At 61.1% G+C, this 14,118-nt stretch carries 10 protein-coding genes and 1 pseudogene; 6 read left to right on the top strand and 5 right to left on the bottom strand.

The genetic code is table 11. The annotated features are described in order from the left end of the window. Positions 1 to 166, bottom strand: a 166-nt coding sequence (locus JFT80_RS18635; protein ID WP_201148863.1) for a 50S ribosome-binding protein YggL, incomplete at its 3' end; no start/stop codon positions are given. 233 nt (positions 167 to 399) lie between these two features. Here JFT80_RS18635 and dacB point away from each other — a divergent pair. Next, positions 400 to 1,860 (top strand): D-alanyl-D-alanine carboxypeptidase/D-alanyl-D-alanine-endopeptidase, encoded by a 1,461-nt coding sequence (gene dacB / locus JFT80_RS18630; protein ID WP_201148862.1) that lies wholly within the window; start codon positions 400 to 402, stop codon positions 1,858 to 1,860. A 75-nt stretch (positions 1,861 to 1,935) separates the two neighbouring features. On the opposite strand, the gene JFT80_RS18625 is transcribed toward dacB, so the two are convergent. Continuing rightward, entirely contained in the window at positions 1,936 to 4,323 is a 2,388-nt protein-coding gene (locus JFT80_RS18625) for a GGDEF domain-containing protein (protein WP_201148861.1), read from the bottom strand. Positions 4,324 to 4,543: 220 nt separating this feature from the next. Further along, positions 4,544 to 6,823 carry a bifunctional 23S rRNA (guanine(2069)-N(7))-methyltransferase RlmK/23S rRNA (guanine(2445)-N(2))-methyltransferase RlmL gene (gene rlmKL, locus JFT80_RS18620; protein WP_201148860.1) on the bottom strand — a complete coding sequence of 760 codons (2,280 nt, stop codon included), beginning with the start codon at positions 6,821 to 6,823 and terminating at the stop codon, positions 4,544 to 4,546. 529 nt (positions 6,824 to 7,352) lie between these two features. Between rlmKL and rmf the strand changes: the two genes are divergently transcribed. Beyond that, entirely contained in the window at positions 7,353 to 7,568 is a 216-nt protein-coding gene (gene rmf, locus JFT80_RS18615; RefSeq protein WP_003223300.1) for a ribosome modulation factor, read from the top strand. Between the two features lie 353 nt (positions 7,569 to 7,921). On the opposite strand, the gene JFT80_RS18610 is transcribed toward rmf, so the two are convergent. Next, the gene (locus JFT80_RS18610) at positions 7,922 to 8,941 is read right to left on the bottom strand and encodes a quinone-dependent dihydroorotate dehydrogenase (protein ID WP_201148859.1); all 1,020 of its coding nucleotides are present in this window, start codon (positions 8,939 to 8,941) and stop codon (positions 7,922 to 7,924) included. Positions 8,942 to 9,016: 75 nt separating this feature from the next. Next, positions 9,017 to 9,376 carry a winged helix-turn-helix domain-containing protein gene (locus JFT80_RS18605; RefSeq protein ID WP_201148858.1) on the bottom strand — a complete coding sequence of 120 codons (360 nt, stop codon included), beginning with the start codon at positions 9,374 to 9,376 and terminating at the stop codon, positions 9,017 to 9,019. Between the two features lie 368 nt (positions 9,377 to 9,744). On the opposite strand from JFT80_RS18605, the gene JFT80_RS18600 reads away from it, so the two are divergent. From JFT80_RS18600 to JFT80_RS18585, 4 genes and pseudogenes are all read left to right on the top strand, one after another. Continuing rightward, entirely contained in the window at positions 9,745 to 10,956 is a 1,212-nt protein-coding gene (locus JFT80_RS18600) for a CmpA/NrtA family ABC transporter substrate-binding protein (protein ID WP_201148857.1), read from the top strand. A 15-nt stretch (positions 10,957 to 10,971) separates the two neighbouring features. After that, positions 10,972 to 11,547, top strand: coding sequence for an ANTAR domain-containing response regulator (locus tag JFT80_RS18595; RefSeq protein WP_007916390.1), 576 nt, complete (start codon positions 10,972 to 10,974; stop codon positions 11,545 to 11,547). 465 nt (positions 11,548 to 12,012) lie between these two features. After that, a pseudogene (locus JFT80_RS18590) lies at positions 12,013 to 13,225 on the top strand (nitrate/nitrite transporter). Between the two features lie 7 nt (positions 13,226 to 13,232). Beyond that, positions 13,233 to 14,118, top strand: an 886-nt coding sequence (locus tag JFT80_RS18585; protein WP_201148856.1) for a PP2C family serine/threonine-protein phosphatase, incomplete at its 3' end; no start/stop codon positions are given.

The following is a 14,118-nucleotide window of genomic DNA, read 5'->3' as shown; positions in this document are numbered from 1 at the left end:
CCAGACCATTGGCTTCCATGGCTTCTTTGATGAAGGCTTCGAGGAAAGCGTCAATGGCTTCTTCGGACAAGTCTTCTTTGAAGTCCAGGTTCAGCTCGAAACCCAGCTCTTGAAATTCATCAACGCACAGTTTTTTGCGCAGACGCTGGGAACGGTTAGTCGCCATTGGAACAATCCTCTTAAGTAAATACGGCCGGCACTTTACCAGTTTAAGCAATCGATTGCCCGACTCTCTGGACATACAGCCCGACCGCCTGTAAAAAATCAGCGAATCGCCACCCCGGGGAAGGCACAATCGGTTACACCTTGGGGCATAATGCCGACACTTTCGTGACCACTGAGGGCTTTTTCATCCATGTCCTCGTCTTTTTCCCCCTCGGCTGTAGGGTTTTATTTCATATGATCAAATCGTTGCGTCCACTGTTTCTCGCCGGCCTTCTTCTGCCTCTGGCGATGCCTGTTTCTGCTGTCACCATCAATACTTCCCTGACCCCCAACGTCGAAAAGGCCCTCAAGGCGAGCAAATTGCAGCCTAATGCCCTGTCGCTGGTGATGATCCCGCTGGACGGCCCGGGCACGCCAACCGTGTTCAACGCCGACGTCTCGGTCAACCCGGCCTCGACCATGAAACTGGTCACCACCTACGCAGCCCTGGAAATGCTCGGCCCGAATCACCAGTGGAAAACCGAGTTCTACACCGATGGCACCCTGAGCGGCGGCATCCTCAACGGCAACCTCTACCTCAAGGGTGGCGGCGATCCGAAACTGAACATGGAAAAACTCTGGCTGCTGATGCGCGACCTGCGCGCCAACGGCGTCACCCAGATCACCGGCGACCTGATCCTCGACCGCAACTTCTTCGTGCAGCCGCAGTTGCCGGAGTTCAACGATGACGGCAACGACGAGAACAAGCCGTTCCTGGTCAAACCCGACTCGTTGCTGGTCAACCTCAAGGCCCTGCGCTTTGTCGCCCGCAACGATAATGGCCGGGTGCTGATTTCGGTGGAGCCGCCGATTGCGTCGATTCGCATCGAAAACCAGGTCAAGGCCATCAATTCCAAACAATGCACCGGTGGCGTACGTTACAACCCGGTGACCCAGCCCGATGGCAGCGTGACCGTGACGGTTGGCGGCCAGCTGGGTGAAGGCTGCAGCTCGCAGACCTACCTGTCGCTGCTTGACCACGCGACCTACACCGCAGGCGCCGTGCGGGCGATCTGGAAGGAACTGGGCGGCAGCATCCAGGGCAAGGACGTGTTGGCTGCGACGCCAAGCGGCGCCAAGTTGCTGGCCCGGGCCTACTCGCCGGACCTGGCGGAAATCATCCGCGACATCAACAAGTACAGTAACAACACCATGGCCCAGCAGCTGTTCCTGAGCCTCGGTCAACGTTATCGCACCGACGCCGACGGCGATGACGCCAAGGCCGCCCAGCGCGTGGTGCGTCAATGGCTGGCGAAGAAAGGCATCACCGCGCCGCACCTGGTGATGGAGAACGGTTCCGGTTTGTCCCGTGCCGAACGCGTCAGCGCGCGTGAAATGGCCGGCATGCTGCAGGCCGCCTGGCACAGCCCGTATGCCGCTGAATACATCAGCTCGCTGCCGATTGCCGGCACCGACGGCACCATGCGCAAACGCCTGAAGACCACAGCAATGCGCGGTGAGGCTCACGTCAAGACCGGCACTTTGAATACCGTACGCGCGATTGCCGGCTTCAGCCGCGATGTGAATGGCAATACCTGGGCGGTGGTGGCGATCCTCAACGACAAGGCGCCGTTTGGTGCATCGTCGGTGCTGGATCAAGTGCTGCTGGATCTCTACAAACAGCCGAGATTGCCGCAGACCGCTTCGGTGCTGTAACGCAAGCTAAGCAACATCACCAAACCCTGTGGGAGCTGGCTTTCCAGCTCCCACAGGTTTGTGGTGTATCGAGTATCAGCTCATCTGCTCGACGCGATCACGACCGTGCTGCTTCGCTGCGTAGACGCCCGAGTCCGCGCGCAACAACAGCGCATCCGCGCCCTCCCCCGGCCGCCAACTGGCGATGCCAAAACTTGCCGTGACCACGCCCACCACATCCACCGGTGAACTGCGCAAACCCTGCCAGAGTTCGACCGCCAGCATGTATGCGTGCTCGCCATCGATGTCCGGGCACAGCACCATGAATTCCTCACCGCCCAAGCGGCAGAACACATCAGTGCGCCGCAGACGATGGCCAATGCGCTCGCACACCGCTTGCAGCACCCGGTCGCCCACTGCATGGCCGTGCTGATCGTTGATCCGTTTGAAATGGTCGATGTCGAGCATGATCACCGACAACTCGCCACCGCCGCGCTCGACCCGGGCCATTTCGGTGGTCAGACGCTCCTGAAAATAGCGTCGGTTGTGAATTCCCGTCAGAGAGTCGGTCACCGACAGCGCCCGCAATTCTTCCTCCACACGCTTCAGATCGGAAATATCCGAGATGTAGCCGTGCCACAGCACGCCGCCACCCGGCAGCTCTTCCGGCGACGCTGCGCCACGCACCCAGCGCAAACCGCGCTGGGGTAGTAGCACCCGGTATTCTTCGCGCCATGCGCTGAGATTGTCCGCCGAGGCGCGAATCGAGGTGCGCACGCGCGTGATGTCTTGCGGATGAATGCGGGTGAAAATGGCTTCGGCGTCGAGCAGCAGTACATCGGGCTCCAGCTCGTAGATCTCGCGAATGCCATCGCTGGCGTAGATCACGCTGAAGCGACCGTTGAATTCCATCTTGAATTGATAGATGCCGCCCGGCACGTGCGCGCTGAGTTTCTTCAGCAGCACATCGCGCGCGGCCAGCACTTCGTGCACGCGCTTGCGTTCAGTGATGTCGATACAGATCGCCAGATGCCCAACCCACAAACCCTGTTCGTCGAGCACCGGGGTGGCGAGCATGTTCACTGCCAGGTGACTGCCGTCGCTGCGCACCAGCGTCCATTCCCGCGCTTCGTGGCCGCCCTCCTCGCCGCCCTCGACCAGCATCGCCTGGCAGGTTGGAATCGGCTTGCCATAGCGCGCACTGAGTTCCGCCGAGCGAGCCTGGAGCTCCCGGGGCAGGTGCAGGTTCTCCAGGGTCATGCAGCCCACCACCTCGGCGTTGGTGTAGCCAAGCATGTGCTCGGCGCCCGCATTAAAAGTGGTGATGACCCCGCGCAGGTCCGTGGCAATGATCGCCACCTGCGTCGCGGCGTCCAGCACGCCGCGCAACTGGCCATGGGTGCCGCGCAATTCCTGCTCGCGGGCGCGCAGCTCCTGGGTCCGCTGCTCGACCATTTTCAGCGCCCGTTGCCGCTGGCTCACCAGCACGTACAGCAAGGCGCTGAGCAGCAGGCTGAGCATGCCGCCGAGCGCTGCCAGGCTGCTGAGGGAGGAATGGTTGGCCTGGGTGAACGCGACGCTGGGGCGCATTTCGACCTGATACTCGTGGTCAGCCAGGCGAATCAGTTGGGTCGAGGACAGCTCGCTTTCGGCGGGAGTGTTGCTCGATTCGTAGAGCACCTCATGCTGGTCAGCGGTGGACAGGTCCAGGATGCGTACCGAGAGAAAATCGTGGGTCTCCTCGGGTAATCCATCCGCTAGCAGCTGGCGCATGCTGATCACGGCCATGACGTAGCCGTCGGGCACTGCCCCCGGTTGTGGCTGGCGGCTGACGGGGGCGACCAGCAGGATTCCGCGGGCATAGGTGGGCTCGATGCCCACCAAGTAAAGGGGTTGCGACACCGCCAGGCCGCCGAGGGCATCAGCCCGCTCCAGCGTCGCCCGGCGCTGAGGCTGGGCGAGCAAGTCGAAGCCCAGCGGCGTGGGGAGACGACTTTGGCTCTGTGTGTACAGCACCGGGGCGTACTCGTCGCGTTCAGGGGCAATCTGCAGATTGCCTGCGGCATCCATGTCGCGCACGCTGAATTCGCTCAGGCCCTGATCATGCGCAGTTTGCTCAAGCGCCGCCCGTTCAGACCGGGATATGCGTGGGGCCCAGGAGTAAGCCTGGGTGCGATGCAAAAGTGGTTTGGCATACCCGTCGAATTCCTCGCGGGACACCGAACCGGAATTGGCAAAGAACCGGCGCAGCCCGTCGAGGCGCTGCTCCTGATCCTGAAAGCGCTCTTCGATGCGGCTGTAGCGTTCGTTGGCCAGCAGCTGGAAACGTTGCCGTAATTGATGGTGGAACAGGTTTTGTGTCGACCAGGCGAGCAAGCCGGTAAAAACCCCGCCCACGAGCAATACCAGCAGCGCGACCAGCCAGGCCGAGACTTCTTCGCTGATAAAACCCAGGATCTTTGGGCGCACGGGGTGCAACGACATAAAGGCAACTCACTACGCCAAGTGCCGGGAAAACCCACTGGCCCTGGGTTGAGTTATAGCTATTAGCCACTAATTTGACCAGCACTGTAGAAGAGACTGTGTAGCCCGCCGTCTGTAGGAGCAGAGCTTGCTCCCACAGGACATCCCTGGACATCCCAAGACATGCGGGACACCCTGGAATATTCGAAGACACCCAGGGACGCCGGGGGATGTTGGACGCTTAACGCGCCATGATTTTCCAGGCGCGGTGGATCTTGCCGTTACGGGCGAAGTCCGGGTCGATGGTCTTGGCGGTGATCTCCTCGACTGCGTAGCGCTCGCTCAGGTTGGGCTCGAGCTGGAACTTGCGGAAGTTGTTGGAGAAGTACAACACGCCCCCCGGTGCCAGGCGGGCCATGGCCAGGTCGATCAACTGCACCTGATCACGCTGCACGTCGAAGATGCCTTCCATGCGCTTGGAGTTGGAGAAGGTCGGCGGATCGATGAAGATCAGGTCGTACTCTTCACGGCAGCTTTCCAGCCACACCATCACATCGCCCTGCTCCAGACGGTTCTTGTCCGAAAAACCGTTCAGCGACAGGTTGCGGCGCGCCCAGTCGAGGTAGGTTTTCGACAGGTCGACGCTGGTGGTACTGCGCGCGCCACCCTTGGCCGCGTGCACGCTGGCGGTCGCGGTGTAGCAATACAGATTGAGGAAACGCTTGCCCTCGGCCTCTTTCTGAATGCGCATGCGCATCGGACGGTGATCGAGGAACAGGCCGGTGTCGAGGTAGTCGGTGAGGTTCACCAGCAACTTCACGCCGCCCTCGCTGACTTCGTTGAACTTGCCCTGCGCGGCCTGACGCTCGTACTGCTTGGTGCCGCTCTGACGCTCGCGGCGCTTGACCACCACGCGGCTCTTGTCGACGTTCAGCGCCTGCGGAATGGCTGCCAGCGCATCGAACATGCGCGCCGAGGCCTTTTCCGGGTCGATGGACTTCGGCGCGGCGTATTCCTGAACGTGCACCCAGTCGTGGTACAGATCGATCGCCATCGCGTATTCAGGCATGTCGGCATCGTAGACGCGGTAGCAATCAATGCCTTCGCGCTTGACCCACTTGCCCATGGCCTTGAGGTTCTTTTGCAGACGGTTGGCAAACATCTGCCCGCCTTCGCTCAAGCGTGGCTGCTCGATCACTGGCGCCGGGGCTGGCGTCGGTTTGATCGGGTTGCCGTTCTTGTTGAACTTCTCGTACTTGCCTGGCGCGACGTCGTTGCCTTCGACCTGGACTTCAGCCTGCTCGCGCTCGGCCTGACGCTGCTCAGGTGTGCGACGTTCGCCGGTGACGAACTGATCCGGCAGCACTTTGATCAACAGCAGCTTGCACGGCAACGCGCCGTTCCAGAACGAATACTGTTTGTGGCTGCGAATGCCCATGCGCTTGCCCAGATCCGGCGCGCCAGTGAATACCGCCGCTTCCCAGTTCAGACAGGCCTGACGCAGACGCTCGCCAAGGTTCTGATAGAGATACAGCAAGCTGGCTTCATCGCCGAGACGCTCGCCGTACGGCGGGTTGCAGATGACCAGGCCTTTCTGGTTCTGATCCGGGCGCGGCTCGAAGGTCGCGACTTCGCCCTGATAGATCTTGATCCACTCGCTCAGGCCCGCACGCTCAACGTTGTTGCGGCCAGGCTGAATCAGCCGTGGATCGGCTTCGTAACCGCGAATCCACAGCGGTGGCTTTGCCAGGCCGGCAGCGGCACGTTCAACGGCTTCTTCGTGAAGTTTTTTCCACAGCGCCGGCACGTGACCGAGCCACGCGGTGAAACCCCACTGCTCACGACGCAGGTTCGGCGCCATGTCGGCGGCGATCATCGCAGCTTCGACGAGGAACGTACCGACACCACACATCGGGTCAGCCAGGGCGCCGCCGTCGGCAGCAATACGTGGCCAGCCGGAACGGATCAGGATGGCGGCTGCGAGGTTTTCCTTCAGCGGCGCCGCACCCTGCTGCAGGCGGTAGCCGCGCTGGTGCAAGCTGTGGCCCGAGAGATCGAGGGAGAGAATCGCTTCGCCGCGATCAAGGCGCAGGTGAATGCGCAGGTCCGGATTGAGTTTGTCGATCGACGGACGATCGCCTTGCGGGGTACGCAGTTTGTCGACGATGGCATCTTTGACTTTCAGGGCGCCGAAGTGGGTGTTGTCGATGCCCGAGCCATGGCCGCTGAATTCAACGGCAAGGGTGCCGTCGTTGAGCATGTGATCTTGCCATTCGATGTCGAGCACACCGTGGTAGAGATCTTCGGCGTCCTTCATCGGGAAACGCTTGAGCACCAGCAGCACTCGGTTGGCCAGACGCGACCAGAGGCACAGGCGATAAGCAGTTTCCATGGTCGCCATGCCACGCACGGCGGAAGTGTGCTCGCGCGCTTCTTCAAGGCCAAGCCCGACGGCTTCCTCGATGAGCAGGCCTTCAAGGCCTTTAGGGCAAGTGAGGAAGAGTTCAAAACGGTCGGACATGGTATTTCCAGAGCCTTTGGCTAGTGAATCGGCAACGCATTGCCGATCCGGTTTTCAATCAGGCGCTTTTCTTAAAGAGCGCCCGCGTGGCACGAAGGTGTGCCGTTCCATCCCCGCTGCTCGGGTTAAAAGAGCTTAGATGCAAGGACAGATAAAAAAGTTGATGAAACAAAAAGTCTTAAAGCGACCCTTCGTCGAATAATGCGCTCGCTCAACGCGAGGCATTCTCAGCAAGGGATTAACGTCATCATCCTGCGCGGGGCCGATCATACCGGGGTTTGCTGAAAAAACACTCATGAAACCCTCAGTTACTTATGGCTGTAGCACTACTTTCGTTACGTCCTTATGACAAAACGATCATTCCCTCGGTGTGACTCATTGGTTAGAACTGAACACAGGTTGACGTCGCAACGGCGTCAACACCTTGGCTCGCCACGCCGGCAGCGAGCCGCCAACGGCAGGTTATTTCTGCCAGACCTCAATTGAGGTCAACGCGATAAATACAGTCAACAAGTGAGGGAAACACCCTATGAGAAGACTTAAGCGTGATCCGTTGGAAAGAGCATTTTTGCGCGGATATCAATATGGCGTTGGTGGCAAATCCCGTGAGCTTTGCCCATTTACTCTACCGTCGGTACGCCAAGCCTGGATTAACGGCTGGCGAGAAGGACGCGGCGACAACTGGGACGGTATGACCGGCACTGCGGGAATCCACAGACTCAACGAACTTCACGCCGTCGGCTGACACAGGGCATTTATTCCGACACGACAATCTGAATTTGTAACGACTTACCATGCACGTCCTTCCCGGACGGCGGGCTGCGGCCCAGGGGCTCCTTCGAGGAGCCCTTTTTTATGCCTGAAAATACCGGAGCATGCAGATTATTGTGATTACTGGATTTTCAGAAATTACTGGATCCTGTGGCGAGGGGATTCATCCCCGTTGGGCAGCGAAGCAGCCCCAAAACCATCCGCCTCGGTGTGCCAGGTCAATTGAAGGTTCTGACTTCACGACTGCTGCGCAGCCGAACGGGGATAAATCCCCTCGCCACAAAGCCCCTCTTCACAAAGCCCCTCACAACAAGCCCGCGGCAAGCCTCAGCGCAGGGCGGCGATGGCGTCTACCGATTCGCGGATCAGTGCCGGGCCTTTGTAGATGAAACCAGAGTAAATCTGCACCAGGCTCGCACCGGCGAGGATTTTCTCGGCGGCGTGTTTGCCTTCGGTGATGCCGCCAGCCGCGATGATCGGCAGACGACCAGCCAGTTCGCCCGCCAGCACCTTCACGGTATTCGTGCTCTTCTCACGCACAGGCGCGCCCGACAGACCGCCCGCCTCGTCACCATGCTCCATGCCTTCAACACCGACACGGCTCAGGGTGGTATTGGTCGCGATCACCGCGTCCATGCCCGTTTCGATCAACGCTTGAGCCACTTGCGCGGTTTCTTCGTCGGTCATGTCCGGGGCAATCTTGATTGCCAGCGGCACATGTTTGCCATGACGCAAGGCCAGTTCAGCGCGGCGCGTGGCCAGATCGGCCAGCAATTGCTTGAGCGAATCACCGAACTGCAAACTGCGCAGACCCGGGGTGTTCGGCGAGCTGACGTTGACCGTAATGTAGCTGGCGTGGGCGTAGACCTTGTCCAGGCAGATCAGGTAATCGTCGACGGCGCGCTCGACCGGCGTATCGAAGTTCTTGCCGATGTTGATGCCCAGCACGCCTTGGTATTTCGCCGCAGCGACCCGCGCCAGCAGGTTATCGACACCGAGGTTGTTGAAACCCATGCGGTTGATGATCGCCTCGGCTTCCGGCAAGCGGAAGATCCGTGGTTTCGGGTTGCCCGGCTGTGGACGCGGGGTCACGGTGCCGATTTCGACAAAACCGAAACCCAGTTGCGCGAAACCGTCGATGGCCGCGCCGTTCTTGTCCAGACCCGCAGCCAGACCCACAGGGTTAGGGAATTCCAGGCCCATGACCGTCACCGGCACGCTAGCCGGTTTCTTGCACAGCAAGCCGTTGAGACCCAAACGCCCACCCGCGCCGATCAGGTCCAGGGACAGATCGTGGGAGGTTTCCGGGGAAAGTTTGAACAACAGCTGACGGGCCAGGGTGTACATGGGCGGCTTTGACTCTGGGCGGCGAAAAGTGGCGCCGATTATAGCCGTGGTGGAGGCTGGCGTGCGAGAGACCGGTTAAATCGAGTTCGACAGCTCGGTTCGCATAGCAGGCCCGACCACGGCGCAGTCGAATCGATACCCCTGGCCATAAACGGTGGTGATGAAGTCCCGGTCCTCCTTCAACAGCTTGCGCAACACGTAGATGCAGCGGGTCAAGGACTCCTCGGCTGCATCGGTCCCGGGCCAGACCGCGCCCAGCAGTTGATCCTTGCTGACCACCAAACCGGCCGAACCGAGCAACAAGCGAAGCACGCATAATTCTTTTGGCGGAACGTGTACGACCCTGCCCGCGTGCAGCAGGGTGCCGTCACTCTGCAGCCGCCACCGGTCAAACATGAATGACTCGGACGGGTAATGATCAATGGCGCTGTTCATGTTCGCAACTCCCTATGCCTGTGCGCTGCCCGGCTCAACGATGAATGGCGCGACAATAGAGAGTCGGGCAGGCGCCTTTCATAGGACTCCAGGCTTACCAACCTGGGGAAATGTCGATCCAGCTTGTAGGATTTTTAACCACCGATACCCCTCACGGTCGAAGGGTGGATTGGATGATCGCGGGAGGATGGATGAGGTGGCGGCTTGAATCCTGATGAAAAGCTGATGGCCGCTGGCATATGCCTTGCAGCCCAACTCACATCAGTGCTCGGACCACCGTCGGACATGAGCGCAAGGACAATGGCGTCGCCACCCGGCTCTGCTCGCGCATGGACCGGTGGCGACGTCTTTTTTAAGGTGCACAGTCGATGAACGAACCCTCCGCCGGCCCGTTGGCCTGGGTCAATGGCAGCGATGCCCCGGAAAAAACCGAAATCAATCTCGGCTTCATGGCCCTGAGCGACTGCGCCTCCGTGGTCGTCGCCGCCACCCAGGGCTTTGCCCAGCCTTACGGCCTGACCCTGAACCTCAAGCGCCAGTCGTCCTGGGCCAGCCTGCGGGACAAACTGGTCAGCGGTGAACTGGATGCCGCCCACAGCCTGTATGGCCTGGTGTATGCGGTGCACCTTGGCATAGGCGGCGTCGCCGCCACCGACATGGCGGTGCTGATGGGCCTGAACCAGAATGGCCAGAGCATCAACCTCTCCCCGGGTTTGCAGGCACTTGGCGTGACCAGTCCTGAGGCACTGGATCGCCACGTGCACCAAAGTCGCCCACGGCTGACGTTTGCCCAGACATTCCCCACCGGCACCCACGCCATGTGGTTGTACTACTGGCTGGCGAGCCAGGGGATCCATCCGCTGCAGGATGTCGACAGCGTGGTGGTGCCGCCGCCGCAGATGGTCGCGCACCTGCAGGCAGGGCGCATCGACGGTTTCTGCGTGGGCGAGCCGTGGTCCGCCAGTGCAGTGAAACAGAATCTCGGCTTCACCCTGGCGACCACCCAGGCAATCTGGCCCGATCACCCGGAAAAAGTCCTGGGCTGCACCCGCGCCTTCGTCGAGCAGTACCCCAATACCGCCCGCGCTCTGGTCATGGCGATTCTCGAGGCCAGTCGTTTTATTGAAGCCAGTAGCGAGAACCGTCGCAGCACCGCCCAGCTGCTCAGTGCTGCGCAATACCTGGATGCGCCGCTCGATTGCATCGAACCGCGGCTGCTGGGCGACTACGCCGACGGGCTGGGCAATCGCTGGCAAGACCCGCACGCCCTGCGGTTTCATGGCAAAGGCGAAGTCAATTTGCCGTATCTCTCCGACGGCATGTGGTTCATGACCCAATTTCGTCGATGGGGGTTGCTGCGCGACGATCCGGATTATCTGGCGGTCGCCCGACAGGTTCAGCAACTGGACCTGTACCGCGAAGCCGCCAGCGCCGTGGGAGTTGCCAGCCTGCCCGCAGACATGCGCAGCAGCCAGTTGCTCGACGGCAAAATCTGGGACGGCAGCGATCCTGCCGGTTATGCGCGCAGTTTCAAGCTGCACGCGATGAGCGACGACGTCGCCCTTCTCGCCCATCGCTGACAGGAGACCGCGAACATGTTGCGCATTCTGCTGATCAACGACACGGCGAAAAAAGTCGGTCGCCTGAAAGCCGCGTTAACCGAAGCCGGTTTTGAGGTCATCGACGAGTCCGGCCTGACCATCGACCTGCCCGCACGCGTCGAAACGGTGCGCCCTGACGTGATCCTGATCGATACCGAGTCACCGAGCCGCGATGTCATGGAACAAGTGGTGCTGGTCAGCCGCGACCAGCCACGGCCGATCGTGATGTTTACCGATGAACATGATCCGGGGGTGATGCGCCAGGCGATCAAGTCCGGGGTCAGCGCCTACATCGTCGAGGGAATTCACGCACAGCGTTTGCAGCCGATTCTGGATGTGGCGATGGCGCGCTTCGAGAGCGACCAGGCCTTGCGCGCGCAGCTTCAGGCCCGTGACCAGCAACTGGCCGAGCGCAAGCGCATCGAGCTGGCCAAGGGATTGCTGATGAAAATGAAGGACTGCAATGAGGAGGAGGCTTACACGCTGATGCGCCGCCAGGCGATGAGCCGGCAGCAGAAGCTGATTCAGGTGGCGGAGCAGATTATTGCCATGAGCGAATTGCTGGGCTGAGGCGTTGTGCTGGCCCCGCGGACGCCATCGCGGGCAAGCCCGGCTCCCACAGAGATGTCTACCGTACACAAATGCTGCGTCCACCACCAACACCCTGTGGGAGCGGTCTTGCCCGCGATGGGAGCACCTCGGTTTCAGTGGTTGGCACAAATCTCCCACAGAGATGTCTGCCGTACACAAATGCTGCGTCCACCACCAACACCCTGTGGGAGCGGTCTTGCCCGCGATGGGAGCACCTCGGTTTCAGTGGTTGGCACAAATCTCGCTATATAATCACCACAGGTAACCAACGGCGGTTGCCCCACCCACGACAAAGACGTCGCTCACCCCATTTGCCCTGGCAAATCCGGTAGCGGCGTTTTTTCGTTTTGGCCCCATGGCACGGGGTCGGTGGTGCGGCCGTCAAGGCGCCCCATCTGCTAGCTCACGGTTCCCACTCGAGACTCTTCACAGCTGAGGTGCGCGATGAATTCAAGCTTCTGGAAATCCGGTCATACCCCGACTCTGTTCGCGGCGTTCCTCTATTTCGACCTGAGCTTCATGGTCTGGTACCTGCTCGGCCCACTGGCCGTACAAATAGCCACGGACCTGCAGCTGACCACCCAGCAGCGCGGCCTGGTGGTTGCCACGCCGATTCTGGCCGGGGCAATACTGCGCTTCATCATGGGCATGCTGGCCGATCGCCTATCGCCAAAAACCGCCGGGATCATTGGCCAGGTGATTGTCATCTGCGCCTTGTTCGTGGCCTGGAAGCACGGCATCCACAGCTACGAACAAGCATTGCTGCTGGGGCTGTTCCTCGGCATGGCCGGCGCGTCGTTCGCCGTGGCCCTGCCGCTGGCATCGCAGTGGTATCCGCCGCAGCATCAAGGCAAGGCCATGGGCATTGCGGGGGCAGGTAACTCCGGCACGGTGTTGGCCGCATTGATCGCCCCGGTCCTGGCGGCGGCGTTCGGCTGGAGCAACGTATTCGGCTTCGCCCTGATCCCGTTGATCCTGACGCTCATTGTGTTCACCTGGCTGGCCAAAAATGCCCCGCAGCGGCCAAAAGCCAAAGCCATGGCCGATTACTTCAAAGCCTTGGGTGATCGTGACAGTTGGTGGTTCATGTTTTTCTACAGTGTGACCTTCGGCGGCTTCATTGGCCTGGCCAGCGCCCTGCCCGGCTACTTCAACGACCAGTACGGCTTGAGCCCGGTCACCGCCGGTTACTACACCGCGGCCTGCGTGTTTGGCGGCAGCCTGATGCGGCCTTTGGGTGGTGCGCTGGCCGACCGTTTCGGCGGGATTCGCACGCTGCTGGGGATGTATACCGTGGCGCGCTGTGTGTATCGCAGCAGTCGGTTTCAACCTGCCAAGTTCCTACGCCGCCCTGGCGCTTTTCGTGTGCACCATGCTCGGTTTAGGGGCAGGTAATGGCGCGGTGTTCCAACTGGTCCCACAGCGTTTTCGCCGGGAAATCGGCGTGATGACCGGGTTGATCGGCATGGCGGGCGGCATTGGCGGCTTTGCCCTGGCAGCCGGCATGGGCGCCATCAAGCAAAGCACCGGCAGCTACCAGCTGGCGCTGTGGTTGTTCGCCAGCCTGGGCGTGCTCGCCTGGTTCGGCCTGCATGGCGTGAAACGTCGCTGGAGAACCACCTGGGGCTCTGCTGCCGTCACCGCTGCACGGGTCTGAACCGGCAATGAGGCTGCAGCTGAGTTTCGCTGAAGCCAGCGCCATCGGCCCGCGCGAGGAAAACCAGGACGCCCTGCGCCTGGTCACGCCCGCTCCGGCGCTGGCCGCGAGCAAAGGCTATCTGTTCGCGATTGCCGATGGCGTCAGTCAATGCGCCGACGGCGGGCTCGCAGCCCGCTCGACCTTGCAGGCGCTGGCGCAGGATTACTACGCGACGCCGGAAACCTGGGCCGTCGCCCAGGCCCTCGATCGCCTCCTGCTGGCGCAGAACCGCTGGCTGCAGGCCAATGGCGGCGGGCAGCCGCTGCTGACCACTGTCAGCGCCCTGGTCGTGCGCGGCCGGCGCTTCACCCTGGCGCACGTCGGTGATTGCCGGGTGTATCGCTGGCATTGCGGCCAATTGCAGCGCATCAGCGAGGACCACGTCTGGGATCAGCCCGGCATGCAGCACGTGCTCAAGCGTGCGATGGGCCTGGATCAACATCTGGTGCTGGACTTCCTCGATGGCGAGTTACGCCTGGACGAGAGCTTTGTGCTGCTCAGCGACGGCGTCTGGGCGGTATTGGGCGATACGGCGATCGCGGCAATCCTGCGCGATCAACCGGATCTGCACAGTGCCGCGCAAACCCTGGTCAGTGCCGCGCACCTGGCGGGCAGCCAGGACAATGCCAGCGCACTACTGGTGCGGGTGGATGCCCTGGGAGAATCGAGCATCGGCGATGCCCTGATGCATTTGCAGCAATGGCCGCTGCCGCCAGCGCTAAAGCCGGGGCAGATGTTCGAGGGCTGGCAAGTCGACACGATACTAGGACAAAGCCAGCAGTCGCTGCTGTACCGGGTGCATGACGGGCAGCAGCAACCCTGGTTGCTGAAAACCCTGCCCGCGCGCCTGC

The organism is Pseudomonas sp. TH10, assembly GCF_016651255.1.
Classification (GTDB): Bacteria; Pseudomonadota; Gammaproteobacteria; order Pseudomonadales; family Pseudomonadaceae; genus Aquipseudomonas.
This window is presented reverse-complemented; position numbering and strand designations above follow the sequence as displayed.